Source organism: Desulfobacterales bacterium (genome assembly GCA_029211065.1).
Lineage (GTDB): Bacteria > Desulfobacterota > Desulfobacteria > Desulfobacterales > JARGFK01 > JARGFK01.
Map to the genome: position 1 here is coordinate 1 of JARGFK010000021.1, position 25,828 is coordinate 25,828.

26 protein-coding genes and 2 tRNA genes are annotated in these 25,828 nt (G+C 52.4%); 13 read left to right on the forward strand and 15 right to left on the reverse strand.

The window, feature by feature from the left end:
• Window positions 1-110 precede the first annotated feature (110 nt).
• Window positions 111-1,310, reverse strand: coding sequence for an aminopeptidase (locus tag P1P89_06535; GenBank protein ID MDF1591155.1), 1,200 nt, complete (start codon window positions 1,308-1,310; stop codon window positions 111-113).
• A gap of 191 nt (window positions 1,311-1,501) precedes the next feature.
• Window positions 1,502-1,753 carry a cytoplasmic protein gene (locus tag P1P89_06540; protein MDF1591156.1) on the reverse strand — a complete coding sequence of 84 codons (252 nt, stop codon included), beginning with the start codon at window positions 1,751-1,753 and terminating at the stop codon, window positions 1,502-1,504.
• 150 nt (window positions 1,754-1,903) lie between these two features.
• Here P1P89_06540 and P1P89_06545 point away from each other — a divergent pair, with 150 nt between their 5' ends.
• The gene (locus tag P1P89_06545; GenBank protein ID MDF1591157.1) at window positions 1,904-2,842 is read left to right on the forward strand and encodes an alpha/beta hydrolase; all 939 of its coding nucleotides are present in this window, start codon (window positions 1,904-1,906) and stop codon (window positions 2,840-2,842) included.
• A 94-nt stretch (window positions 2,843-2,936) separates the two neighbouring features.
• On the forward strand, window positions 2,937-3,596 hold the full coding sequence (locus P1P89_06550; GenBank protein MDF1591158.1) for a LysM peptidoglycan-binding domain-containing protein: 660 nt from the start codon (window positions 2,937-2,939) through the stop codon (window positions 3,594-3,596).
• 55 nt (window positions 3,597-3,651) lie between these two features.
• On the opposite strand, the gene arfB is transcribed toward P1P89_06550, so the two are convergent.
• On the reverse strand, window positions 3,652-4,083 hold the full coding sequence (arfB, locus tag P1P89_06555; GenBank protein ID MDF1591159.1) for an alternative ribosome rescue aminoacyl-tRNA hydrolase ArfB: 432 nt from the start codon (window positions 4,081-4,083) through the stop codon (window positions 3,652-3,654).
• A 259-nt stretch (window positions 4,084-4,342) separates the two neighbouring features.
• On the opposite strand from arfB, the gene P1P89_06560 reads away from it, so the two are divergent.
• The 5 genes from P1P89_06560 to P1P89_06580 all read left to right on the forward strand — a co-directional run bounded on the left by P1P89_06560 (window position 4,343) and on the right by P1P89_06580 (window position 7,973).
• Window positions 4,343-5,635, forward strand: a complete 1,293-nt coding sequence (locus P1P89_06560; protein MDF1591160.1) for a hemolysin family protein — start codon at window positions 4,343-4,345, stop codon at window positions 5,633-5,635.
• Between the two features lie 16 nt (window positions 5,636-5,651).
• Window positions 5,652-6,884, forward strand: coding sequence for a hemolysin family protein (locus P1P89_06565; GenBank protein MDF1591161.1), 1,233 nt, complete (start codon window positions 5,652-5,654; stop codon window positions 6,882-6,884).
• Window positions 6,885-7,018: 134 nt separating this feature from the next.
• On the forward strand, window positions 7,019-7,258 hold the full coding sequence (locus tag P1P89_06570) for a type II toxin-antitoxin system prevent-host-death family antitoxin (protein MDF1591162.1): 240 nt from the start codon (window positions 7,019-7,021) through the stop codon (window positions 7,256-7,258).
• Window positions 7,255-7,632: a type II toxin-antitoxin system VapC family toxin gene (locus tag P1P89_06575; protein MDF1591163.1), complete on the forward strand. Its 378-nt coding sequence runs from the start codon at window positions 7,255-7,257 to the stop codon at window positions 7,630-7,632. The genes P1P89_06570 and P1P89_06575 overlap by 4 nt, the downstream gene beginning before the upstream one ends.
• 113 nt (window positions 7,633-7,745) lie before the next feature.
• Window positions 7,746-7,973 carry a DUF3124 domain-containing protein gene (locus P1P89_06580; GenBank protein ID MDF1591164.1) on the forward strand — a complete coding sequence of 76 codons (228 nt, stop codon included), beginning with the start codon at window positions 7,746-7,748 and terminating at the stop codon, window positions 7,971-7,973.
• A 225-nt stretch (window positions 7,974-8,198) separates the two neighbouring features.
• On the opposite strand, the gene P1P89_06585 is transcribed toward P1P89_06580, so the two are convergent.
• From P1P89_06585 to tadA, 3 genes are all read right to left on the reverse strand, one after another.
• A tRNA-Pro gene (locus P1P89_06585) sits at window positions 8,199-8,275 on the reverse strand.
• Window positions 8,276-8,355: 80 nt separating this feature from the next.
• Window positions 8,356-9,645 (reverse strand): adenylosuccinate synthase, encoded by a 1,290-nt coding sequence (locus P1P89_06590; GenBank protein ID MDF1591165.1) that lies wholly within the window; start codon window positions 9,643-9,645, stop codon window positions 8,356-8,358.
• Complete coding sequence (gene tadA / locus P1P89_06595) at window positions 9,638-10,120, reverse strand: tRNA adenosine(34) deaminase TadA (protein ID MDF1591166.1); 483 nt, start codon at window positions 10,118-10,120, stop codon at window positions 9,638-9,640. The genes P1P89_06590 and tadA overlap by 8 nt, the downstream gene beginning before the upstream one ends.
• A gap of 155 nt (window positions 10,121-10,275) precedes the next feature.
• On the opposite strand from tadA, the gene P1P89_06600 reads away from it, so the two are divergent.
• Window positions 10,276-10,352 (forward strand) — tRNA-Arg (locus P1P89_06600).
• Between the two features lie 34 nt (window positions 10,353-10,386).
• On the opposite strand, the gene P1P89_06605 is transcribed toward P1P89_06600, so the two are convergent.
• Both P1P89_06605 and P1P89_06610 read right to left on the reverse strand, forming a co-directional pair.
• A complete protein-coding gene (locus tag P1P89_06605) occupies window positions 10,387-11,475 on the reverse strand; it encodes a hypothetical protein (protein ID MDF1591167.1) in 1,089 nt (362 codons plus the stop codon).
• Between the two features lie 129 nt (window positions 11,476-11,604).
• A complete protein-coding gene (locus P1P89_06610) occupies window positions 11,605-12,525 on the reverse strand; it encodes a universal stress protein (protein MDF1591168.1) in 921 nt (306 codons plus the stop codon).
• 379 nt (window positions 12,526-12,904) lie between these two features.
• Between P1P89_06610 and P1P89_06615 the strand changes: the two genes are divergently transcribed.
• Genes P1P89_06615 through P1P89_06625 form a run of 3 tightly spaced genes read left to right on the forward strand, consistent with a single transcriptional unit; the run spans window position 12,905 to window position 14,649 of the window.
• On the forward strand, window positions 12,905-13,597 hold the full coding sequence (locus P1P89_06615) for an RraA family protein (GenBank protein ID MDF1591169.1): 693 nt from the start codon (window positions 12,905-12,907) through the stop codon (window positions 13,595-13,597).
• 15 nt (window positions 13,598-13,612) lie between these two features.
• On the forward strand, window positions 13,613-14,326 hold the full coding sequence (locus P1P89_06620; protein ID MDF1591170.1) for an AzlC family ABC transporter permease: 714 nt from the start codon (window positions 13,613-13,615) through the stop codon (window positions 14,324-14,326).
• On the forward strand, window positions 14,326-14,649 hold the full coding sequence (locus P1P89_06625; protein MDF1591171.1) for an AzlD domain-containing protein: 324 nt from the start codon (window positions 14,326-14,328) through the stop codon (window positions 14,647-14,649). Before P1P89_06620 ends, P1P89_06625 begins: the two co-directional genes overlap by 1 nt.
• 105 nt (window positions 14,650-14,754) lie before the next feature.
• Here P1P89_06625 and P1P89_06630 read toward each other — a convergent pair whose 3' ends face one another.
• The 5 genes from P1P89_06630 to P1P89_06650 form a co-directional block, all read right to left on the reverse strand.
• The gene (locus P1P89_06630; GenBank protein ID MDF1591172.1) at window positions 14,755-15,297 is read right to left on the reverse strand and encodes an NAD(P)-dependent oxidoreductase; all 543 of its coding nucleotides are present in this window, start codon (window positions 15,295-15,297) and stop codon (window positions 14,755-14,757) included.
• Window positions 15,294-15,668, reverse strand: coding sequence for an NAD(P)-binding domain-containing protein (locus P1P89_06635; protein ID MDF1591173.1), 375 nt, complete (start codon window positions 15,666-15,668; stop codon window positions 15,294-15,296). The genes P1P89_06630 and P1P89_06635 overlap by 4 nt, the downstream gene beginning before the upstream one ends.
• 4 nt (window positions 15,669-15,672) lie before the next feature.
• Window positions 15,673-16,929 carry a D-amino acid dehydrogenase gene (locus P1P89_06640; GenBank protein MDF1591174.1) on the reverse strand — a complete coding sequence of 419 codons (1,257 nt, stop codon included), beginning with the start codon at window positions 16,927-16,929 and terminating at the stop codon, window positions 15,673-15,675.
• A gap of 204 nt (window positions 16,930-17,133) precedes the next feature.
• On the reverse strand, window positions 17,134-17,847 hold the full coding sequence (locus P1P89_06645) for a Smr/MutS family protein (protein MDF1591175.1): 714 nt from the start codon (window positions 17,845-17,847) through the stop codon (window positions 17,134-17,136).
• 12 nt (window positions 17,848-17,859) lie between these two features.
• On the reverse strand, window positions 17,860-18,300 hold the full coding sequence (locus P1P89_06650; GenBank protein MDF1591176.1) for an NUDIX hydrolase: 441 nt from the start codon (window positions 18,298-18,300) through the stop codon (window positions 17,860-17,862).
• Window positions 18,301-18,630: 330 nt separating this feature from the next.
• On the opposite strand from P1P89_06650, the gene P1P89_06655 reads away from it, so the two are divergent.
• Both P1P89_06655 and rsmG read left to right on the forward strand, forming a co-directional pair.
• Window positions 18,631-20,553 (forward strand): GNAT family N-acetyltransferase, encoded by a 1,923-nt coding sequence (locus P1P89_06655; protein ID MDF1591177.1) that lies wholly within the window; start codon window positions 18,631-18,633, stop codon window positions 20,551-20,553.
• 17 nt (window positions 20,554-20,570) lie between these two features.
• Window positions 20,571-21,308 (forward strand): 16S rRNA (guanine(527)-N(7))-methyltransferase RsmG, encoded by a 738-nt coding sequence (gene rsmG / locus P1P89_06660; protein MDF1591178.1) that lies wholly within the window; start codon window positions 20,571-20,573, stop codon window positions 21,306-21,308.
• Window positions 21,309-21,585: 277 nt separating this feature from the next.
• Here the strand turns inward: rsmG and carB are convergent, their stop codons facing one another.
• Both carB and P1P89_06670 read right to left on the reverse strand, forming a co-directional pair.
• Window positions 21,586-24,786, reverse strand: a complete 3,201-nt coding sequence (gene carB / locus P1P89_06665) for a carbamoyl-phosphate synthase large subunit (GenBank protein ID MDF1591179.1) — start codon at window positions 24,784-24,786, stop codon at window positions 21,586-21,588.
• 331 nt (window positions 24,787-25,117) lie between these two features.
• Window positions 25,118-25,531, reverse strand: coding sequence for a hotdog fold thioesterase (locus P1P89_06670; GenBank protein MDF1591180.1), 414 nt, complete (start codon window positions 25,529-25,531; stop codon window positions 25,118-25,120).
• Window positions 25,532-25,828: the final 297 nt, after the last annotated feature.

A 25,828-nucleotide genomic window follows, 5' to 3' on the forward strand; every position in this document is an offset into this window, starting at 1 on the left:
AATCACAAATCAACAATCACAAATCAACAATCACAAATCAACAATCACAAATCAACAATCACAAATCAACAATCACAAATCAACAATCACATGGCACCTAACCCCCCGGGTTATAATAAGAAAATGCCATTTTCATAAATGACGGTTTTTTTGCCGGAAGTGAGTCGGGCGGTAACCCGTTTTTTTGTGGTGTTCACTATATCCCAGTGCAGGGCCGAATCGTTAAAGCCGAGTTTTTTCTTGGCCGCGGTTGTCAGTCGCCCGGGGTCGCCGGTGTAGCTGTCCGAATAGGAAGAACCCAGGGCCAAATGGCAATTGCCGTGTTTTCCGCCGTAATTTTCATCAAAAAGCGTATTGGCCATGAAACGGTTTATCCGTGAAAACCGCCGGTCGGTCAGGGAGAATTCCCCAGCTTTGTTGGCGCCCTTGTCCATGGCAAGCTGTGATTTGAGAAACCGTTCTCCCTCCCGGGCCGTTGCGTCCACCACCGCCCCTTTATTAAATTCCAGTCGAACCCCCTCGACATAATTGCCGCTGCGAAAGGAGGGCTGATTGGCATAGTAGACCCCCTGGGTCCCGCGCCAGTCAGGGGATAAAAACAATTCAAAACTGGGGATGTTATGACCGGATATGCCGATCCATTTACGGTTTTTACCGGGGGTAACGATCAAATCGGTGTCTTCTGCTTCGATGTGATAGGCGTCCACCCTCATTCCATTCAGCCATTTTTTAATTCTCAGGGCAGTTTTATAAATGTTGTCCCACTGGTCCAGCGGTGATGTCCGGTTGAGAAAACAGGCGGAAACGATCTGGCCGGTATAGTCCGCCGGGGAAAGGCCGGCATGCCTGGCCAGTTCCGGGGTGGGAAATGTGCACAGGGTCCAGCTGAAATCTCCGGCTTCCTCTCTTTTGTTCAGAATGTCGCGGAGATATTTTGCGGCAACGGTGAACTTGCCGATTTTTTTGGGATCAATATCCTTCAGGTGGGTAATGGATTCGGGGGCATGCAGAAAAATGCTGCCGTTCAGGTTTTGAAAAAGCGTTTTGTCCCCGGGGGCCTGGAATATCAACTGGCGGGGGTTGGAAAGCGTGAAAAAATCTTTCTCCATTACCGGCGTTGGAATCATGCGCTGCAGGGGCTGCATCCCCATGGCAAGGATTTTGGCATACAGGATTTCCGCCAGTCGTAAGGCCGGCCGATGATAACGGATAAGGATAATATCGTTCTTTTTAAAGCGTCGGCTGCGGGCTTTTTTAAGCCCCCACAAGAGAACTTCAGCATATCGATCCAACTGTTTTTCAGTGAACATGACGGATGCCTCCCTTAAGAACCTGGCGCAAGGCACAGGGCTCAGGGCGCACGGAAAAAGCTCATTCACTCTTTCTTGAGCCGTAAGCCCTTAACCTTGCGCCGTTTAGTAGTCATTCTCTTTCTAAGCCCGGGCCTAAAATTTTATCTTTCTTCGCCCTTTGCCCTGCGCCGCGAGCCCTGTGCCTTTTTTTACCCGTCCTTTAAAAACAAACGGTGATATTCGTCGTCGGACAGATGTTTCTTCAGCAGCCGCGTCATACCATCGAACAACTCCTGGAGCTCCTCATCAGACAATTTCTTTATCAGTTTTTCCATCAGGGCGTCATCGGAAAACTTTTGCAGATAATAGCATACCGTCTTCTCGTCTGTTTCCCGGTTGAATCCGAAGCCCACCAGCCCGTCGTATGATTCGATAAAATGGTGTGTATGTTTCATGGTCATAAAATAATCTATTGACATTACTGATAATATTTGAAATATGGAACCGTCGGCCGCCGCCGGAAAAATTTGGTCGGCAGATGGAAAATGATTCCCTGTTAATAGGGCGGCGGTATAATTTTGTCAAGTTGAGACCCTAATTTTGAATGTAATATGACGCCACCGTTTTCTTTTTTCAAAACTTACGATGATCTGTCTATCCGTTATGCCGTCCGGCTGTGCCGGTCTGAACAAAAAGCGGGGAGCCTCATTCTGCTGGGCGGGCGGCGGGAATTTATCGAAAAATATACCGAGACCATTGCCGAACTGAACGGGCGCAATTTTGACGTTTATGCCATGGACTGGCGCGGGCAGGGACTGTCCGGCCGTCAGCTGCCGAACCGGCATAAAGGCTACGTGCGTTCCTATGACGATTATCTGGAAGACCTGAACCGGTTTTTCAGAGAGGTAATACAGCCCCGGGCGGTTTTACCCTGCATCATTCTGGCCCACTCCATGGGCGGACACATTGCGCTGCGGTATTTGCACGACCATCCGGATTGCGTCGCAAAAGCCATACTCACCGCACCCATGATTGATATTGCCTTGTCCCCCTTCAAAGTGCTCCTGATCCGGGTTTTCGCCCGGTTTGCCGTTTCCGCCGGCATGGACAAGGCGTATGTCCAAGGCTCCGGGGATTATCGGGCAGTCGATCAGAATTTCAACGGCAACCGGCTCACATCCGATCCCCGGCGCTTTACGGACGAACAAAGAGCGATTCATGCAAACCCGGACCTGGCACTGGGCGGCGTGACCTACGGGTGGCTTAAGGCGACATTGGAATCCATCGATATCCTCAAGGGGACCGGATACCCGGAAGCGATTCGGACGCCGGTCCTGATTGTCGGCGCCGATTGCGACCGGGTTGTTTCCTTAAAATCCCAGGAACAGATTTGTGAGCGCCTGCCGTTCGGTCGTATCCGGATTATCCCCCAGGCCCGGCACGAAGTGTTAAAAGAAACCGATCAGGTCCGCGGCCTGTTCTGGCAGGCATTTGACCGGTTTGTTGAAACGCAAAGGGAACCGTTAAAGCACCATGATGATATTGCTTGATGTTGTATGCATTTTTGATTTATGCTTGTTACTCTTTAAACGATGATTGGAAACAACCCACTAAATTTTTCGATTTTTCTCTGGAGGTATACCCATGAAATGGAAAGATTCAAACGACACCGTTGAGTTGGATGCCGAGACCGGTGATGACCCTAAAGACGGCAAATCGTTTTCAATTAAAAAGGACAACGGTATTTACCATTCAGGTCAAAATTCTTTGCAGGGAAAGAAGATGCCGGTCATGCTTGTGGGCGGCGGGATCCTGATACTGGTGGTTTTGATAATCTGGCTGATTTACGGCTCCGGGGGGAATTCCAACGTTCAGCAGGTCAATTTGCTGGAGCCCAGAGTCAAAGCGCTGGAGGACAGGCTTTCAAGTCTTGAGCCCTTTGCCGGAGCGGCAAACATTGCGGCGCAGCAGGAGAAAACCATTGCAGAACTGACCAGAAGAATCGATGGCCTTGAAGCGGTATTCACGAAAGAGATTGATAGTCTATCGAAGCGGATGGCTACGGTAAAGCCCCAGAAGACGGCTGCGCCGCTGCCGGCTAAATCTCAACCGGACCAGACAGCTCCGGGAACGGCTGATGCGCGCAAGGCAACTCACCATGTGGTTCAGGCGGGGGAAAATCTCTATCGGATCAGCCTGCGCTATAATATAAAATTGGATGAATTGCTCCGTCTGAACAACCTGAAACCCGGCGCGGCGATTCAACCCGGGCAAAAGTTGCTGGTGAGCCCCCAGAAGCCTTAGCAGGCTGTTGCGTTTAAGTCGTTGCGGGATTTTCCTGGATAACCCTGAAGCAAAATTAAAGCGAATCGTCGGTTTTGGTGACCCGGCGCCGCATCCCTTTTTTGGTCCCTTGGCGCCGTTTATGTTCCAGCCGGCGCTTTATCGAAGCCCGTGACGGTTTTGTTTTGCGGCGCCGTCTGGGTTTTTGGGCTGATTTAGAGACGAGATCCACCAGGCGCTGGACGGCATCCTGGCGGTTCTGGTCCTGGGAACGAAATCGCCGGGCGGTGATGACCAATACGCCGTCTGCGGTAATCCGCCTGTCCGGAAGCTGCAAGAGGCGTTCGCGAATGACATCGGGCAGTGACAATGAATTCTTAATGTCAAAACGCAATTGTACGGCCGTGGATGTTTTGTTTACATGCTGCCCGCCGGGTCCGGATGCCCGCATGAACTGAATCTGTATTTCATCCTCGCTGATTGTAATGTTGGGGGTGACCTTAATCATTTTTTGCATCATACCGTTTTTGGGATGGGTTTGTCAAAACATGCGGTTGAAACCGAACCGCATTGTTAAAAACGACTATAGACTTGCATTCAGACAAGAACCGTAGTATTAATCAAGAAATCAAGAATTTGAACATTGTTTTTTTGGGAGTTATGCCGAACATATCTGATCCTGATATTCCTCACAGTATGCTGATGGCCGGTCCATCCATTCGCCGGCCATGCAGGGTGGCATTTTTCATCAGCAGGGGTGAGGCGTGATGGATTACACATTCTGGATTGAACTTGTCCTGTTTGCCATTTTGATGGCACTCTCCGCGTTTTTTTCCAGTTCAGAGACCGCCCTTTTTTCCCTCAGCAGCGTCCAGTTGGAACAAATGCGTCGCAAGGGGCATCCCCGGGTCGGTCTGATCGAAGGGCTGCTGACCCGTCCGCGGCGACTGATCATGACCATTCTGATCGGAAATGAACTGGCCAATGTGGCTGCATCGGTCATTTCGGCAACCATCATTATCCGGTTGATGGGCGCCGGGAGCGAGTGGCTAAACCTGCTTGTGATGGTGCCGATCCTGCTGCTGGTGGGCGAGGTGACGCCAAAAACGCTGGCGATCCGCAATAATATTGCCTTTGCCGCTTTTGAGTGCCGTCCCATTGAATTTTTCGCCCTGATCGTTAAGCCCCTGCGATGGATGATCCGGACGATTGCGGATGTATCCATCACTTTCATTATCGGAAAAGAGCGCTCCCGCGGAAATATCGTTACGGAAGATATGGTGCGAGTCCTGGCCCACGATGCCGTCGGAGAGGGCGCTCTTGACCGCACCGAGGCCCAGTTCATTGATCACATTTTTGACTTCGGCAACAAAACGCTTGAAGATGTGATGACGCCGCGGTCGGACATCTTCTTTCTGCCCCTCAAGAGCAGCATCTATGAAAAAGTTGAAGAACTGCGCCGAACGCGGCATACCAAGGTGCCCATTTACCGTGAGCACCGCGATAATATCGTGGGAATTTTATATGCACGGGATCTGCTGGGTGCGGATCTTGAAAAATTGTCGGCGGAGTCGCAAGAATTCATTGACCTGTTGCGGGAACCGTATTTTGTGCCGGAATCCAAGCAGGCCGCCGAACTCTTTAATACGTTTCGCGAGCGCCGGATGTCATGCGCCTTGACGGTGGATGAATACGGCGGTGTGACCGGACTGGTCACCATGGAGGATCTGCTGGAATGCATCTTCGGGGATATCCACAGCCCTTCGGATATCAGCCCGCATGAATATATCAAGGAACTCGAAAAGGGACGCTATCGCATCGACGGCGCTATGCCTATTTCGGATTTGAACGAGCGGATCAACAGCAATTTGGACGAGGAGTCGGCCGAAACCATCGGGGGGCTGCTGTTGAACGAATATGGAGAGCTGCCATCCGAGGGCACCGTTATCGTCATCAATAGCCTCAAGTTCAAGGTGGTGGAGGTGGAAGAAAACCGGGTCAAGGAATTGCATCTGGAATTAGAAGATACGGAAACGGCCGTTTCCGAAACAAAAGAATAAGGAAAAACGATAAACGATGGACTGGGTTTGGACACTGATTACCATGCTGGTCTGTCTGCTGCTGGAAGGTTTTTTTTCCGGATCGGAAATTGCCCTGATCAGCGCCGATCAGATGAAACTGCGCCATGACGCCGCCAAAGGGTCCCGGGGCGCCCGGCTGGCCTTGAAGATGCTGAAGAAGCCCGAGTGGCTGCTTTCCACCACACTGGTGGGAACCAATGTCGCTGTGGTGGCGAATACAACCATGGCCACAGCACTGGCGATCTCCCTTTTCGGTGAACAAAACAGCTGGGTCGCCATTGTCGTGGCGGCACCCCTGATCTGGATATTCGGTGAAATTGTTCCCAAAAGTGTTTTTCAGCACCGCGCCGATACGCTTACCCCCCGGGTGGTGTTTTTTTTACGAATCGCCTCCTATGTTTTTTCCCCCATTTTGATCTTCTTCAGTATGCTGACACGTATCGGCAACCGCATTTTCGGCGGCCGGGGCCAGAATCCATTTACCTTGCGTGAAGAAATGATCACCATGCTGCAGATGCCGGCCAAAGACAGCGACATCCAGCATGTGGAAAAGGACATGATCAACCGGATCTTCAGCTTTTCAGAGACAACCGCCGACTCCGTGATGCTGCCGCTCATTGATGTGGTTGCCATTGACCAGAAGGCCACCTGCGGGGAGGCGATACGGGTGGCGGCGGAGAACGCGCATGTACGCCTGCCGGTTTATGAGGATCGCGTGGATCGGGTTGTCGGCGTCCTGAACACCCTGGAACTGCTGGGGGTGGACCCGGCCCAGTCCATTACGCCTTACATCCGGCCGGTGCGGTATGTGCCCGGATCAAAAAGCATCCGGGAACTGTTGCTGGACTTGCGCCAGGACGGTGATACGGTGGCCGTCGTGGTGGACGAATATGGCGGCGCCGAGGGGCTCGTTACCATAGAAGATGTCATGGAAGAAGTGGTTGAGGAAATGGAAGATGAATACGACTCTAAAGAAGGGTCGCAGCAATGGGTTCGAAAGGTGGCCGACCGGGATTATATTGTCAGCGCCCGTATCGAAATCGACACCCTTGAGGAAAAGCTGCATATTGATATCCCCAAGGGAAAATATGTGACCCTGGCCGGGTTTCTGCTGGAGAGGGCACGGGAGGTTCCGCCGGTGGGAACAGCCATCAAGGCCGACGGCATCACCTATACCATCCAGGAAGGTACGCCCCAGACGATTCAGGAGGTTCGGGTGCGCTGGTAGTTTTTAAAGTGGAAGGAAAAAGGGCCTGTTTGAGAACTAAAAAAAACAGGCCCTTTTATTATTTTGCTTTTAAAAATACTTGACAAAATGGTCTGGTCTGGTCAGACTATGCGCATGGAAAGGAGGTGTCCATTATGCAGATAACCAATATTTCAGAGGCAAAGGCCCAGTTGTCCGCGTTGATAGAAAAAGTTTTGGCGGGCGAGGATGTCATTATTGGGAAAGCCGGCAAACCCGTCGCTAAGCTGATCCGGTATGAAAATAACAGGCAACCGAGACACCCCGGTGCGTTGAAAGGAAAGATCAAAATCGCTGATGATTTTGATTCATTACCTGATGATATTGCACAAGTATTTGGAATGGAGAAGAAATGAATCTGTTTCTGGACACTCACATCCTTTTATGGTGGCTTGATGACAGCCCGTTACTGCCAGAGCAGGCACGAAACGCTATCGCTGACATTGATAATTTGATAATCATCGGCGCTGCCGTTATTTGGGAGATTCGCATTAAACAAGCATTGGGCAAGTTGAAGATAGCGCCGGATTTTTTTGACGTGATTAAACGGCAGGGTTTTGAAATGTTGTCAATTACACCCTATCACGCCTATGCAGTCGGGGACCTTCCGAAACATCACAGTGATCCCTTTGATAGAATCCTAATCGCCCAGGCTAAACTGGAAGGGCTCATGGTAGTGACCCATGATGCTATTTTTAAAAAATATCAAATTCCTATCTTAGAAATCTGACCCCTAGTGGTAATAGTCCTGAATCATCTCAAACCAGTCCTCTAAACCACCATAAATATTCAATATCTTTTAATTACAGTCTTTGTTAAACAATAGCGATTCGCAACGAATTTTTGTCACCTACAATTAATAAGAAAACAATCCTAAAGCGCTTGGAATTTTTGCGTTATATCGTACCGGAAACAGATAAAACCGGCGGATCGGGAGCTAATTTTATTGTTAAATGGGAATCCGATAGATTCGTTAATCCGCCTATTATTGAATCTGTAATGATTGGCACACAAAGACAGCAAGGCATTTCTTTCACCTCTCGCGGTCAAGTAATCATTCCATCTGAGTAGTTTATTGAACAACAGGTGAAACGCGCGCTACCGCAATAGATTTTCAATAAAGGACCTGTTCTCTGTCTCAGAGCTCGTTCAAGATGATCTACGAGCACTAGAAAAGCGACCGGGCGGGCGGTAAATTCATGGAAGCCTACGATGATTTGAAAAGGAAAACCCCTGACAATTGGTCACACCTGTCAGGGGGATAAAGAAAAACATGTTTTAAAACAGAAAGTTGAGTGGTCGGGACGACTGGATTTGAACCAGCGACCCCAGCGTCCCGAACGCTGTGCTCTACCAGACTGAGCCACGTCCCGACTTTTTTTTTGAGTTCTTATGTTAGTATGCCTGAATTGTCAATGAAAAATACTCCTCTTCATCGAACAAACCATTGCGTTTAATGAAAAGGATTTTTCAGGACGATCGTTTCTTCCCGGCCCGGCCCTACGGATATCATTTGAATCGGTGTTTTGGTAATTTCTTCGATGCGCTGAAGGTAATTGACAACGTTTTCCGGCAGGTCGCGGGAGTCGCGCACTGAAGAAATGTCCTCCTGCCAGCCGGGCATGGTTTCGTAAATGGGGTTGCACTGAGCCAGAACGTTTAAGCTGACCGGAAAATTGTTCAGGACCTTTCCGTTATATTCGTAGCCGGTGCAGATATTGATCGTTTCAAGACCGCCCAATACATCCAGTTTCGTTATGACCTGGGCGGTCAAACCGTTCAGCCGTACGGCGTTGCGCAGCATCACGGCGTCCAGCCAGCCGCAGCGGCGGCGCCTTCCGGTGGTGGCCCCGAATTCCGCCCCTTTTTTCTGGATCTTGTCGCCGGTTTCATCCAAAAGTTCGGTGGGGAAAGGACCCTGGCCGACACGGGTGGTATAGGCCTTGACGATTCCGATGACATCGGTGATTGCCCGGGGACCTACGCCGGCGCCGCAACAGGCATTTCCCGCCACCGTATTGGATGATGTTACAAACGGGTAGGTGCCGTGGTCAATATCCAGATGGGTTCCCTGGGCGCCCTCAAACAGAATTTTTTTATTGGCGCGGATGGCCTCATTTAATTCAACCGAAATATCGGTGACATGCGGGTCAAACCGTTTTGCGTATTCACCGTATTGATCGATAATTTCATCGGCGTTCAGGGTTTGGGCCGACAGGAATTTTTCAAGGTAGAAATTTTTTTCGGCAATGATGTCATGGACTTTTTCTTTGAGTACATCCTTGTCCAGCAAATCGACAAACCGGATGCCCCTGCGGGTGGCTTTGTCCTCATAGGCCGGGCCGATGCCCCGGCCGGTCGTCCCGATTTTTTTGTTGCCTTTAAATTTCTCCCGGGCACGGTCGATGGCCTGGTGGTATGGCATGATCAGGTGGACCTTTTCACTGATGCGAAGCGTGTCCGGACCGACCGCAATCCCGTTGCGGTTCAGATAGTCGCTTTCCTCAACCAGTACGGCCGGGTCCACTACCATGCCGTTTCCGATAAGGCATATTTTTTTTTGCAGAATGCCGGAGGGGATCAAGTGGCTGATAAACTGCTTGCCGTTTACCACCATGGTATGCCCGGCATTGTTGCCGCCCTGGAACCGTACCACCATATCGGCATATTCAGCCAGCAGGTCCACAATTTTACCTTTACCCTCGTCTCCCCATTGGGTTCCAACGATAATAATATTATGCACGTAATACTCCTTCTGCGCCTTTTCGTTTTGCCCGAAAAAAAGCCTGCAGCAGCGCCCTGCAGCCAGGTTCACAGATGCCGGATACGATCTGCAGCCGATGATTCAAACGGCTGTCGGCGGCCAGATCATATAATGATCCGGCGCCTCCCCATTTCGGGTCGGCGGCGCCGAAAACCAGGGTTGCCACTCTGGCATGTACCATCGCACCCATGCACATGATACAAGGTTCAATCGTAACATACAGGGTTGTATTTAACAAACGATAATTCCCCACAGCCCGGGCTGCCGCCCGCATGACCAGAATTTCGGCATGGGCGGTGGGATCGGCCAGGTCGATGGTTTGATTATGGGCTGCGGATAGAACCTTGCCGCTTTCGTCAACGAGTAATGCCCCTATCGGAATTTCGCCTTTTTGTCCAGCCCTTTCAGCCTCCTGCAGCGCCAGCCGCATCCGTTTTTCATGCTGCCCATTCATGGGGGCAGTATAGTATGGTTTTTGATTTTATCAATATTAATTTCCCTTGGGTAAACATTGGCGCTCCCGGAGGCTTTCCCAAGGGAAATTATCATTGACATAGCGGCAGTCTTGGCTTATGAAAAGATCAAAAATTATTTAAAACCGTTGCATACGCGCCCGTAGCTCAGTTGGATAGAGTGCCGGACTACGAATCCGTAGGCCGCAAGTTCGAATCTTGCCGGGCGCGCCAACTAAAATACAATAAGGAAGCCTTCGGCAGCCTGTCACGTTTCGTCCGGTTTCAGCCGGCACAAGGAGGCGAGGAGTTCGGAAACCGCCGTACATTGGAGGCCGAAAGGCAGGTAGCCGGCGTATCCCAGAGCCGGCATTTCGAATACCCGGAAGCGATCCACATAGGGGATGCTGTACTGCCACTTTGCCAGGCTGTAAAAATTCCACATTTCCCAGAACAGCCCGCAGACCAGCGCGGCCAGGGCGGATGAAATGATCAAACGCCAATCACCTGACGTTAATCCTTCCAGCACATGGGACTCTCCTGTAAGTACCTGCAGGGAAACAAGAACCATCAGCGGCGCCGACCACAGCAGCGAGAAAAGGTGATCGGGCCAAACACCGGTCAGCGCCAGTCCGACGCCGGCAATCAGCAGGAAAATGCAGGCAATCTTTGGGGATTCGAAGAGACCCGTGGGGATATATTTTTCAAACCCTTTATGAAGCCATGAATATGTCAAAAGGTATTCGCGTACACTCATGACCGCCGGCAAAACCGTTGAAAAGGAAAGGGTCGCATACAAAAAGTATTCGCCGGGGCCGTAGCGGACGCCGACATAATGCCAGTTTTGCACAAAGCGGTTCAAGTATTCAAAAAACCACCAGAAAACAGCACTGGCCGGGAACAGCAATAAAAAATATCCCCGGTGTTCCGTGATCAGACAGCTTCCCCTGCGTCTGGATGAAAGGGCGTTGATGACCAGGATAAAAGACAGCCACAGGGGGGTAAACGTATGGGGTTGAAAAAGCCCAAACCAATGGAAACGGGTCCATGCCAGCACCCAGAAAAGGAGGCCGGAAAAAAGACCCAGCCATCCCCACCAGGGAAACGGGTATCGTTGGGTTGAGGGTGCCTCCAGCCAATTTTTGGCGCGAACGGCTCTGCGCACCAGGGGATAGAGCACCGCAAAGACAAACAACCCGTACCCCCCCCAAACCGTCCAGGAAAAAGGGGCATGCAGGACATAACGGGACCGGGGGGGGAACTCCAGATACCGGCCGATGGGATGACCGGCCAGAACGACACCCAGCAAAGGGAGTCCCAGCAAAATGCCTGACAGGATAAAAAATTTACGGGCCATTTGTTTAGAGGCTATCGGGTGTGTTTGATTTTACGACCCGGGGTTATTCTCCAAACCGGCAGGGAGAATTTTTAATATTTAAATAATATAAATTTTCCAAATACGTTGACGTATTTAGGAAAATTTATGCTAAGTCGGGTTTTGCGCCTTTTTACAGACCGAGAGAACCGGGCAGGGTGCTCTGCGGACCACCCGGTCGGTCGTTGATCCCACAAATAGTTTTTCCACCAGACCTTGTCCGCGAACACCCAGCACAATCAGATCGATATCCTGGGATACGGCGTAGCGGGTCAATTCTTCATCGGGCTGCCCCTCCAGCAGCACCATATTGGGTGAGCACCAGTTCAGGGCTTCGGGGGGAATCAGGGCGGCCAGTTTTTCCTTTAGATGCTGCTGCATGGGCGGTTGAGAATCCTCTTTGGTTTCTGTCGGCTTGGTTGCCGGGATCGGATAGGCCGGTTTTTCAATGACATGGACCAGATAAAGCTCGGACTGGAATTCCTGGGCCAGACTGAGGCCGTGTTGAAATGCCAGCGCCGCATCCGGTGAAAAATCACAGCCGATTAAGATGCGCTTAAACCTGAGGGGCCTGTCGACAACAGCGCGGGCATTCGACGCCGGGTCCGGTATAATCAGCAGCGGACAGGGTAGGATGCGCATGAGCCTCTCGGTAACAGATCCCAGCAGAAAGCGTTTCAGTCCGGAGCGGCCGTGGGTTGCGGCAATAACCAGGTCGGCCGATTTCGTCGCGGCCAGGCGTGAAATTTCATCTGCGGTATGTCCCGTTGCAATGAGTGCTTCCCATTCCACCTGCTGCGGACCGATGAGGCTGCCGAGCTGTTCCTGGACATAGCGGACCGCCTTGTCCTGCTGCTCGGCGGGGTCCAGCAGGATCTCTCCGTAAATCGCTGTGGACGGCAGGCCGATGACATGGCAGAAATAGAGCTTGGTGTTGAATTCCTTTGCAAGGGAGATTGCAAATGGGATGGCGCGATTGGACAAATCGGAAAAATCGGTGGTGCAAATGATACGTTTAAGTAAGACTCTCATAGCCATTTCCTCCTTTTATAATGTAGGTTGGCGGCAGAGACAATGGTCACAAAGTTGCGTTCAGAGAGTATTCAACAGCGTATGGATATTGAAGAACATGCTAAAACGCGTCGTTGCAGTTTCTTTATGCGATCAGGCGATTTGGGAAGTGATATGGAATGATTATAGGGAAAAGGCGCCGGTCTGTCAAAGAAAAAACTTTGGGATTTTTCCAACAGGGTTAATGATACGATACGGTTTTGTCTTGACGCCATCCGGTCCAGGGGTTAAAGGATGATTTCGCATTAAAACCCATATGAACGGCGGTTATGCCCTGATTTCGCAATAGCCGGATGGAAGGGAAAAATCAGGCCGACCGATAAAATTAAAGGAGAGGATTATGCCTGAGTTTGTGACCCTAAGCCCAAAGGAGTTGGAAGCGCTTAAAAAAAATTCAACGCCATCGGTTTGTAACGCCATCGAAACGTTTAATCTCCAGCGTAGAACCGAAGGATTCATAAAAGAGGATATTCATCCATTCTTTCCGGAGCTGGGGGTCATGGTCGGCTATGCCGCAACAGCCCGGGCCAGCGCCGCCAGCCCGCCGACGTCGGATCAGGCGGCGCTGCGATACGAGCTGATGAATCTGCTGCAGACCCTCCCGGAACCCCGCATCGTCGTTATTGAGGATATTGATTCACCGGACTGCCTGGGGGCTTTCTGGGGCGAGGTCCAGACCAACATCCATAAATCACTGGGGTGCATCGGTACCGTAACCAACGGTGGCGTCAGGGACCTGGACGAGGTTCGTGCCATGAAGTTCCAACTGTTTGCAAAGAGGGCCATCCCTTCCCACGCCTATGTTCACCTGGTTGATGTCGGCAAGCCGGTTACCATCGGCGGACTGACCATCAAAACCGGGGATATTATCCATGGAGACCAGCACGGGGTGACGCGGGTCCCGGGCGAAGTTGTCCCTGAAATCCCCGGGGCGGTAAAAAAAATAGAGGAAAAAGAACAGGAGATCATCCGCTATTGCCGCTCGTCGGCGTTCACTGTTGAAGGTCTCAAGCGTTTGCAAAAACAGGGATGATATCTGCTGTAACAAATGGTAATCATTCCAAATAAAACCAAAGTTCCTATCGGTCGGGTGCTGAAAGACGGCGCGTTGGCAGCCTGGCCGATTTGTCTGGGATATATACCCATCGGCCTGGCCTTCGGGGTGCTGGCCCAGAAAGCCGGTTTGCACCCATTTGCCATCGGGATGATGTCCCTGTTTGTCTTTGCCGGAAGCTCCCAATTCATCGCGTTATCCATGCTTGCGGCCGGCGCCGCACCCCTTGCGATTATCCTGACGGCCTTTACGGTGAACCTGAGGCACTTTCTGATGAGCTCCTCCCTGGCGATGTATATGGGACAGACCTCCAAAAAACGGCTGTCCCTGTTTGCCTATGGCGTTACGGATGAAAGTTTTGCCGTAAACCTGTTCCGTTTCCGGCAGGGCGGCTGGGATGTAAAGCGGGCGCTGACGGTCAATCACATCGCAAATATAGCCTGGGTGGCGAGCACCCTGATGGGCGGGTACGGGGGGGAACTGATACCGGAGCGTGCCCTCGGCATCGACTATGCCCTGAACAGTATGTTCATCTGCCTGCTGGTATTTCAATTGCGGGGGAAAAAATATGTGATAACGGCGGTGCTTTCAGGCGGCATAGCAGTCCTGCTGGCCCTGGTGCTCCCGGGGAATTCATATGTTGTCTTGGCATCGATTATAGCGGCGACGCTGGCTGTCTATCTGGGCAGAAAGGGAGCTCAGTCGTGATGCCGGCAAGTGATTATATCCTTCTGGTCTTTGCCATGGGGCTTGTTACCTATGTGCCCCGCTGGGCGCCCCTTTTTTTTCTGACGTCCCGCCGCCTGCCGGACAGGATGATCGAATGGCTCGATCTGATCCCGGCAGCCATTCTCAGCGCCTTGCTGCTGCCGGCGCTTCTGTTGAGCGCTGAACCGCGCCAAATGTCTCTGCTCCGGCCGGAACTGCTGGTGGCCGTGCCCACTTTTTTGTTCGCCCTGAAAACGAAATCGCTGGGCTCAACAGTCGTTGTGGGGATGATGCTTTACTGGCTGGCCGGCAGGTTTATTTAGACTGGTTGTCACAAATATGTTCCAGTTGAATGATCTCCATATATCTGCTACGCCAGCCGCCGGCTGAATCGGAACGTCTTGTTGGCAACTGCTATAGACGCTATCTCAAACAAGTTTTTCCCCGGCGACTTCTTCCTGCCAGCAGACCACAGCCGTATGATCGGAGCCTTCCGGCAATGAGGATCGGGCGGCCGCCCACAGTTCCCGGCAGAGACTGCTGAACAGGGCGGGCGTACGGCTCTCCCGGGCCATCTGGACGGCCGTACTCAGGTCTTTGAGCATGAGGTCCAGTGAAAACCCCGAATCGAACGAGCGCGACAGAATGAATTGCTTGAACTTATTCTCAGTACTGTTGTTGCGGCCGGTTGAGCTGTTCAGCACATCGATCATGACGGCGGGGTCGAGGTTAAAGCGGCGGCCGACAATCAGTGCTTCAGCCGCAGCAATCAAACCGGCGGCTGAAACCAGATTGTTCAGCACCTTCATGGCATGGCCGGAGCCCAGTTGACCCGTTTGAAAAATCCGGTCTCCCATTGTCTGCAACAGCGGGCGGCAGCGGGTGATCTGGGTCTTTTGGCCGCCGGCCATGATTGCCAGCGTGCCGGATTTTGCCCGGCCCACGCCGCCTGAAACCGGCGCGTCGATCATGGCAATACCCTGTTTCGCCAGGATGCGGCCGAGGTCGCGGGTTCCGCTGGGGAAGAAGAACTCATGTCGATGAGCACCGCCTTCTGTGGCATCGATAATAGAAGCGACGGTGTTCCGCGACGGTCTTCTTCCAGAACCACCCGACGGACCGTATCGCCGTCGGGAAGCATGGTAATCACCGCCTGGTTGTTGCGGCCGGCTTCGCCGGCGTCGGCAGCCGGTCTGGCGTGATATTGCCTGCTGAACGATTTCAGTACCCGGGGATTCACATCAAATACCGTCAGGTTAAAACCCGCCTCAGCCAGCCGGGCGGCCATGGGACGCCCCATGTTCCCTAGTCCGATAAAACCGATATCCATCAACCGTTTCATCTTTTCACCTTTTACCTGTAATTTGTTCGGATAGAATTCTGCCGCTGCCGCAGCCCATGGTCAATCCCAGCGTGCCGTGCCCGGTGTTTAACCACAGATTCAGATAATCGCTGCGGCCGATGTAGGGAACATTCGAGGGGGTAGCCGGACGCAGACCGGTCCAGAATACGGCCCGGTCATAGTCCCCGGCTGCCGGGATGACACCCCGGGCGTTTTCAACAATCGCCCGGCAGCGAACCGGATTTAAGGCGGTGCTGTAGCCGCTCAATTCCGCCGTGCCGGCAACCCGCAGCCGGTCGCCCAGACGGGAGTAGACCAGTTTGTACTGGTCGTCGGTCAGACTGACCCGGGGAGCACCGTACGCACCTGCGGTGGAAACGGTAATGGAATACCCTTTGGCCGGATAAATATTGAGATAAATACCGATTTTTCTCAAGAGCGGTGCGCTGTAAGATCCCAGGGCCACGACATAATTTCTGCTCCGGTAGCGTTTCGTGCGGCCTGATGCGCTGTCCCTGAGGTTAACGCCGGAAATGGTGCGAGCCCCCTTGTCATACTCGAAACCGACCAGTTCGGTGCGGTATAAAAACGCGACGCCCCTGCGGCGGCATACCTTGGCCAGTTCAACCGTAAATATGCGGGCGTCACCGCTTTCATCCCGGTCGGTGTAAGTTCCGCCGACAATATCGCCGGCGGAATAGGTCAGGGCCGGTTCGATTTCCAGGATGCGACGGGTGCCCACCACCTGCCGGTGGCAGCCGTATCGCTGCATGAATTCAGCCACCTCAACGGCGTTTTCAAATTCCCGCAGATCCCGGTAAAAATGGAGGATTCCCAGCGTGCGCTGATCGTACTGGATCCCTTCGCGCTTGCGGACTTCCTGTAACTGGGTCCGGGAATAGGTGGCCAGGTTGACGATTTGCGCAATATTGCGGTGGGTCCGGTGCGGCAGGCATTCCAGCAGCCACTGCAGCAGCCACCACCACTGGTAAGGATCCAGCCGGGGGCGGTACAGCAGCGGCGCGTCTTTCCGGGTCAGCCATTTCAGGACTTTCACAGGCGCCGACGGATTGGCCCAGGGCTCGGCGTGACTGACGGAGATTTGCCCGCCGTTTGCAAATGAAGTTTCCAGGCCGGGGCCGGGCTGTCGGTCGATCACCACAACGGACTGCCCCTGGCGGGAAAGCCAGTAGGCCGTGTTGACGCCGATAATACCTGCTCCCAGCACAATCGTATCGATATCTTTGGTGGATGTCGTCAAAGGCCTTATTCCAATCAAAAAATTATTTGGGATCACCTCGATAAAGCTTGGTGATCCTATAAGGGTTCAAGGATTCCAGGGTTCAGGGGTTTGGTTTTAGTAATTTTATCAGTATTCCAGCACCCGTCCAATTGCTTCGATATCTCTCTGAATCTTTACATACATATCATTTCTAAGCATTTCCCTTGACCCCTCTCAGGATCATCAACTGATTTGGAGATGATCCTTTTTTTTACGCCACCGCTTGGTCAGCGGGCGCTGGCGCAGCAGCACATAGGTGGCGCCGGCGCCGCCGTCACAGGCCCTGGCGCTGGAGAAGGCAATGACCCGGTTGCGCCAGCGGCCGCGGGTCAGCCAGTCGTAAACCCGGGTTTTCAAAACCGGCTCCGCCGGTGACGAGAGGCCTCTGCCATGGATCACCAGGACCGCCCTTTTCCCCATTTTAACGGCGGTGGTCATAAAGGATTCAAAGGCGTCTTTGGCGGCGGCAACGCTGAGTCCGTGCAAATCGATGAATGCCTGGATCGAAAAATCACCCCGATGGAGACGCCGGGTCATCAGCTCCGGGACCCTGTATCCGGTTCCTTCTATGTATTCAGGTGTATCGGATATGACAAAACCATCCCCCCGGCAGACAAGGTTTTTTAACTGAATCAGCGCATCCCTATCGGGATTACAGGGGGATGCTTTCGGCCGCGACGTATTTACAGGTTTTGGGGTGCGATTTCGGCGCAGGATAGGGGTGACGTCTGACATGGCCGAGCGGAACAGCTCATGTTCGCTTTGAACACAAGGTTGAATTAAAGCCGGCCGGCCGGCAGTTGCCGGGGCATCCGGCGGGGGAACGGAACGGTTTTTCAGAAGAATTTTTAAATCGCTGAAAGATTTAAGCACTTTTTGGGGTTTGGAAGACCTCATGTCCACACCTTATCATGTTTTCCGGAATCGGAAGACCTCGTTTTTTGCGATTCCATTTTTATATCGAAAGTAGTCGCTGATGATTCCGGCATGGTCGAAAACCAGGGGCTTCGGCAGGGTTTTCTCTGTGAAAAGGCCCAGGGCGCCGGCGTCGTCACCTGCCCTGGGGACCCCGGAAGCCGTGGCAATAAAAACGGTGGAAATGCTGTGGTGGCGCGGGTCGCGCCGGGGGTCTGAATAGGTATGAAACTGTTCCACCAGCTCAACATCCAGTGAAGTTTCCTCCCGGGCCTCGCGGATTGCGGAATGTTCCAGCGGCTCGCCGTAATCGACAAAACCTCCCGGCAGGGCCCAGCCCGGCGGGGGATTGGCTCTTTGGATCAAAACAATTTTTCGGTCGATTTCGATGATTATGTCAACCGTAATAAAAGGATTTTTATATTTGGTTTTCATATTCATGTGCTCAAATGCAGCCTATCGCTTCTGACCGCGGATAAATGTTCCGGCGCTTGGCGGTTGTTTGTGGTTCGTTGTCAGTTGAAATTTTCTGCCCAGCCGCTAAGGTTCTGCTTGAAGATAATGATTCAACAATTTGATTTTATATCAATTGCTACGGACAACGGACAACCAGCAACGGACAGCGTGCATTTTGGTTATATTAACAGTCAACCGTGGGCGGGTCAATTGTTACCTGAGGCGTGCATGAAAATTGATCTCTTGACTACGGGCTTTAATTGGGAGATATAGGCCTCATAATATTACCTATTTTTCAGGAGGAATTACATGGATTACAAGGACTGGCTGCAGGAGAATTGTCGCCAGAAGGTGGTCAGCGCTGCAAAGGCGGTTTCCAAGATCAAACGCGGCAGCCGCGTTTTTATCGGAACCGGTTGCGGAGAACCCCAGCACTTGATCCGGACCATGGTGGGAGACATGAACATGCAGGACATCATGGTGTATCAGATGCTTTCTTCAACTTTGTCCAATTATATCGATCAGGAATCCTTTCATCGTCGCTTTTCGGTAAAGCTTTTTTTTATCAGCAACAGTATGCGCAAAGCCGCATTTGAAGGTAAAATTGACTATGTGCCGGCCTATCTTTCACAGATACCGCGTCTGTTTTCAAGCCATCGGATCGGCCTGGATGTGGCGCTGATCCAGGTCAGCCCGCCGGACAGGTTTGGTTACTGCAGCCTGGGCGTGTCAGTGGATATCACCCTTTCCGGTATGGAAAATGCCGGGATGGTTATTGCCCAGCTCAATCCTAAAATGCCGCGAACCTGGGGCGACAGCTTCGTACATGTGAACGAAATTGATTATCTGGTGGACCACGAGGAACCGCTGGTGGAATCGTTGCCGACCGTAAAGGACAATCTGGTAACCATGCGGATCGGTCATTTTGTCTCTCAACTCATTGATGACGGCGCCACCTTGCAGATCGGCTTCGGCAACCTGCCCAATGCCATTTTGCAATATCTTGACAAAAAGAAGGACCTGGGGATTCACACCCAGCTGGTTACCGACGGCATGGTGCCTCTGATCGAAAAGGGGGTAATCACCAACAAGAAAAAATCACTGCTTCCGGGAAGGATTGTGGCGTCTTTGTGCATGGGTTCGGAGGATCTGTACCGTTATGTTGATGACAATCCCATCTTTTATTTTCGATCATCTGAATTTGTAAATGATCCGCTTCAAATTGCGCGAAACGACAACCTCATATCCATCAGTTCGGCCCTCGAGGTCGATTTAACCGGGCAGGTCTGCTCGGATTCCATGGGATACCTGTTTTACAGCGGTATCGGCGACCAGGTCGATTTCCTGCGGGGCAGCGCCATGTCCAAGGGTGGTTTTTCCATCGTCGCGCTGCCGTCAACGGCTGACAACGGAAAGGTTTCCCGGATAGTTTCACACCTGAGCGAGGGCGCCGGCGTGGCCACCACCCGGGGGGACGTCAACTTTGTTATCACCGAATACGGTATTGCCGAACTGAAAGGTAAAACCATCTATCAACGCGTGGTGGAACTGGCCCAGATCGCGCATCCAAAATTTCGCCAGAAGCTGATTGATGTGGCTAAAAAACGCCATTATATATTCGGGGACCAGCTGCCGCCTTCGGAAGACGACCTCCTTTTTCTGGAGGCTTATAAAAGCACGCTGGAATTAGAGAACGGAAAAACCGTTGAGTTCCGGCCGCCTTTTCCGTCGGACGAGTTTGCCTATCGAAACTTTTTTTATTCGCTCCAGGAAAAGACCATTTATTACCGGTTTTTCTGCAAGATGAAAATATTTTCCCATGAGGTGGTTCAGAAACAATGGGCCAGTGTCGATTACCGTAAAAATATGACCATTATCGGTCTGATCCAAAAAGGCGGCTACAAGGAAATCGTTGCCATCGGTTCTTATGCCATGGAAGACGAAGACAGCGCCGAGGTTGCATTTGTGGTGCGGGAGGATTTTCAAAAGATGGGAGTTGCTTCCTATTTGCTTGAAGTCCTGGAAAAAATCGCCAGAGAAAACAAATACAAGCGCTTCAGGGCAACGGTTTTGCGGGAGAATCAATCCATGCTGCACATATTCAAAAAGAGATATCCCCAGGCGAAATCATCCTCCGGCGGCGGGAACGAGGTGTTGATCACCATGAACTTTGAAGAAAAGAAAGATGAAGCCGATCCGGCCGGGAAGGGCAGCGGTACCGGCGTTTCATAGTCAGGGGTTGCAGCTTTATGAAAATCGGATCCCCTTCATGGAAAAAGATCATTCAGACGGGCGCTGAGTCCCTGGAAATCGATGTGGAACTCCAGCAGCTGGATCAGTTTGTTCGGTACGCCGAAGAGTTGATCAGATGGAACCGGAAAATCAATCTAACGGCCATCACGGATGCGGAAGCGCTGGCGATCAAACATTTTCTGGATTCGATTGCCCCGGCTGCGCTGATACCCCCGGGCGCTTCCCTGCTGGACATCGGCTCCGGGGCCGGTTTTCCCGGGATCCCCCTTAAAATCGTGAGGCCGGACCTGAAAGTGACCCTCATCGATGCCGTCCGTAAAAAGGTAAGCTTTCAAAAACACGTCATCCGGACCCTTGGGCTCCAAAACATCCGGGCGCATCAGGTCCGGGCCGAACAGTTCTCTTCGGAAACCCCCTTTGACGTGGTCATAACCCGGGCGCTGTCCACCCTGACGGAGTTTGTAAAGCTGGCCCTGCCCCTGCTGACTGAAGACGGCGTGATGCTCTCTTTGAAAGGCGTGCCGGCTGAGGCGCAGGCGGAAGTCGCCGTGTTGCAGTCGGATGTAGACAGGGACCGGTTGGCGGTGGCGCTGTCGTCCTATCGCCTTTCCGGCATAGCCGCCGATAGGACCATCGTTGCTGTTAAAAGAAAGTCGGCGCCGGAATGCAGTCCATCATTGAACGGACAGGCTTTTATCCCAATAAATATCCCCCATAAAGACAGTAGGCAGTAAACAGTAGGCAGTAGACAGTAAGCAGTAGACAGTAAGCAGTAAGCACAGGCGGTAACATTAGCCTTTGACTTTTACCTATATACCTGTTTTCTCCGTGCGCTGTGTGCCTTGCGCCGGACAAGAGACTAAGGGTGGCACCCGTGCCGATTACCTGCCGACAGCCGTTTAACTTGCATATAGCCCCTTGCTTTTTGCCTACTGCTGCTTACTGCTTACTGTTCCTATCCCTCCTCTTCCCGCAAGGCCGAAGGCCGCTCATTAAGAAAAGCGCACCCTTTTATTTAATGTCCGCATGATAACGCTGGAGCGACTTGACGTTGGATTTGCCTTCCTTGCGGGCGGCAATCCCCTTGGCGGCCGCCAGGGCGGCAGCGGTGGTGGTGATATGGGACACCTTGTACTTGATGGCCGCCTTGCGGATGTAGGAATCATCCTCCTGGCTTTCCTTGCCGCTGGGGGTGTTGATCACCAGTTTGATTTCATTGTTTTTAATAGCGTCGACAATGTCCGGCCGGCCATACCCCAGTTTGCGGATCAACTCGGTTTCAATCCCGTTGGCTTTCAAAAACTCAAAGGTTCCCTTGGTGGTAAGGATCTTAAAACCCATATCCCTGAAAAGCCGGGCCGGCTCGAGGGCGCTGGGCTTATCCCGGTCTGCAACGGTAATCAGGACGCTTCCCTCGAGGGGCAGGGAAAGCTGGGTAGCCTCCTGGGATTTGAAATACGCCAGTCCGAAAGAATCCGCCATGCCCAACACCTCGCCGGTGGAGCGCATTTCAGGGCCCAGGAGCGGATCGACTTCCGGAAACATGTTGAAGGGAAACACCGCCTCTTTTACCCCGAAATGCGGTATGGGGCGGTGGGTTAACTTCAAGTCGGCAAGCTTCTGGCCCAGCATGATGCGGGTCGCCAGATTGGCCATGGGGATATTGCAGACCTTGGACACAATGGGCACGGTGCGGGATGCCCGGGGATTGGCCTCCAGGATATAAACCGTATCGCTGGCAATGGCATACTGGATATTCATCAGACCGACGACATTGAGTTCAATGGCGATTTTTCGGGTATATTCCTGAATGGTTTCAATATGCTTACGGGAAATGCTCACCGGCGGGATCACGCAGGCCGAATCGCCGGAATGAACACCCGCCAGTTCAATGTGTTCCATCACGGCCGGGACAAAGGCGTCGGTTCCGTCGGCAATTGCGTCGGCTTCGGCCTCGATGGCGTTTTCAAGGAACTTGTCGATCAGGATCGGCCGCTGGGGCGACACATTGACGACGGCCTCCATATAGCGGGACAGCATGTCGTCGTCCAGCACCACTTCCATGGCGCGTCCGCCCAGGACATAGGAGGGGCGGACCATCAACGGATAGCCGATCTTTTTCGCTATTTCCAGGGCTTCTGTTAAATTGGCGGCCATGCCGGATTCAGGCTGGGGAATGCCCAGTTTGCGCATGACCTTGCGAAAACGGTCGCGGTCTTCAGCAAGGTCGATGGTTTCCGGCGTCGTGCCGATGATGCGGACGCCGGCTTCAGCCAGCTCACCGGCAATATTCAGCGGCGTCTGGCCGCCGAACTGCACAATGACGCCTTCGGGATTTTCCTTCTGGTAGATGCTCAGAACGTCTTCAACCGTCAGCGGTTCGAAATAGAGCTTATCGGAAGTGTCGTAGTCGGTTGAAACGGTTTCAGGATTGCAGTTGACCATGATGGATTCGTAACCGGCATCACGGATGGCAAAGGCGGCGTGGACACAGCAATAATCAAATTCAATGCCCTGGCCGATGCGGTTGGGGCCGCCCCCCAAGACCATGATTTTTTTCCGATCGCTTACCGGTACGCTGTCGGGGGCATTATAGCTGGAATAGTAATAGGCGGCATTTTCGACGCCGCTGACAGGGACCGGTTCCCATGATTCGGTGATCCCCAGGGAAATTCGCCGGGTGCGGATATCTTTTTCGGGTATGTTCAGCCGTTCGGCCAGATAGCGGTCGGCAAAACCGTCTTTTTTGGCCTGGATCAACAGATCGTCCGGGAGCTTTTTGCCCTTGTATGCGAGAATGGATTCTTCAAGTTCCACCAGCTCCTTCATCTGCCGGAGGAACCAGGGCTTAATGTGGGTTGTTTCATAAAGGGTTTCAATATCAATCCCCTTGCGCAGCGCTTCATACATGATAAACTGGCGCTCGCTGGTGGGCGTTCTCAGCATCTGCAGCAATTCTTCGGCCGATTTTTTGTTGAAATCCTTGGCAAAGCCCAAACCATAGCGGCTCGATTCCAGCGAACGGATGGCTTTTTGCAGCGCTTCCTTGTAATTTTTGCCGATGCTCATGACTTCGCCCACCGCCCGCATCTGAGTGCCGAGCTTGTCTTCAATGCCTTTGAATTTTTCAAAGGCCCAGCGGGCGAATTTAACCACGACATATTCCCCTGAGGGTGTGTATTTTTCAAGGGTGCCGTCGCGCCAGTAGGGGATTTCATCCATGGTCAGTCCGCCGGCCAGGAGCGATGAAACAAGTGCGATGGGAAATCCGGTGGCCTTTGAAGCCAGTGCGGATGATCGCGAGGTGCGCGGGTTGATCTCGATGACGACGACCCGTCCGGATTTGGGGTCATGGGCGAACTGGATATTGGTGCCGCCGATGACTTCGATGGCTTCCACAATTGCATAGGAATACTGCTGCAGGCGCTGCTGCAGGTCTTTGGCAATGGTCAGCATCGGCGCCGTACAGAAGGAATCGCCGGTGTGAATTCCCATGGCATCGACATTTTCGATAAAGCAGACGGTGATCATCTGGTTTTTGGCGTCGCGCACCACCTCCAGCTCCAGCTCTTCCCATCCCAGGACCGATTCTTCCACCAGCACCTGGTGCACGAGGCTGACCGCCAGTCCGCGCGTCGCAACCGTGCGGAGCTCTTCAACATTGTAGACGAGTCCGCCGCCGGTGCCGCCCATGGTATACGCCGGCCGGATGACAACGGGGTAGCCGAGTTTTTCAGCCTCACTTTCAGCAGCTTCCACCGTGGTGACAATCTCGCTGCGGGGCATGTCAATGCCCAGCCGGGTCATGGTTTTTTTGAAAGCCAGGCGGTCTTCACCGCGTTCGATGGCGTCGATATTGACGCCGATGACCTTGACGCCGTATTTTTCTAAAACACCGCTGCGGTACAGCTCGGAAGAAAGATTCAGGCCGGTCTGTCCGCCCAGGTTCGGCAGCAGCGCGTCCGGACGCTCCGTTGCGATAATTTCCGTTAATACGGTCACATTCAGGGGTTCGATATAGGTTGCATCCGCCATGCCGGGGTCCGTCATTATGGTTGCCGGGTTGGAATTGACCAGTACGATTTCATAGCCGAGGGACCGCAGCGCCTTGCAGGCCTGGGTGCCGGAATAATCGAATTCACAAGCCTGGCCGATGATGATGGGGCCGGAGCCGATGATAAGAACCTTGTGGATATCCTCTCTTTTTGGCATAAAATCTCCTTCGCGTTGCCGGTTGAACCAGACGCAACCGGTTGTTTTTTAAGATCATCCGTAAACCCGTGTACAGGGGATATGTTTGGGGAAATTAGAAATACTAATCCTGATTCACTTATCGTGAGTCATACTGAAAATCAAGTCTAAATCCATCCCGGATCCAGGCAAAATTTTCATGATATGTTCTGTTTGTAAAAAAAGGTGATATCGGGTTGACGGAAGGGATAATGTTCTTCTTGAACCGCAACAGCGAGGGCATTCCCCGTCCAGCCGGGGCGGGACTGCAGGGTTCTTCAATCTGTCATGACAAATGATTTAGGCCACTGCACTACTGCGGGTTTACTTCCAGCAGTTTTTCCTTTTTGCGGTAAACCATTCCCTGAAAGGTCGCCACCAGGTCGCCGCCCTCATCGGTGATATCCACCAGGTACAGGGCCAGCTTGGGATTGCGGGAAACTTCCCTGGCCCTGGCAAAGAGAGTTCCCCGGCCGAGGGCCTTGATGTAAGCGATGCTGACGTTGATGGCGACCGCCACGGTTCCATGGGAATTTGAAGCTGCCGCAAAGGCCAGGTCGGCCAGGGTAAAAATCGCGCCCCCGTGGACGGTATTGACACCATTCAGATGCCCGCGGGTAATTTTCATTCTGGCGCTGGCGGTTCCCTCAGCGACTTCCAGCAGTTCAATACCGGCAAGCTTTGCAAACCGGTCATTTTCAACGATGAATTCCTTGATTTTTTCCATATGGCGTATACCTTTTCAGCAGAGAAAACCGTGTTTTCAAGGCCAAGTAAGAATTAAGCGGCTTTACCTTGGATCCTCTTATTTAAAAATACAAAATTCAAGCATCAAATTACAAAAAAATCTCAATATTGATGAACTCGTAAAAAATACTCCAATTGTCATGCCGGACTTGATCCGGCATCCAGAACCGTCTGAATTTCCTGGATTCCCGCCTTCGCGGGAATGACGAAAGAGGCGCATTTTCGACTTTTTACAAGAGCATCAATATTCAATGACCAAAACTTTCCAGAACAAAAC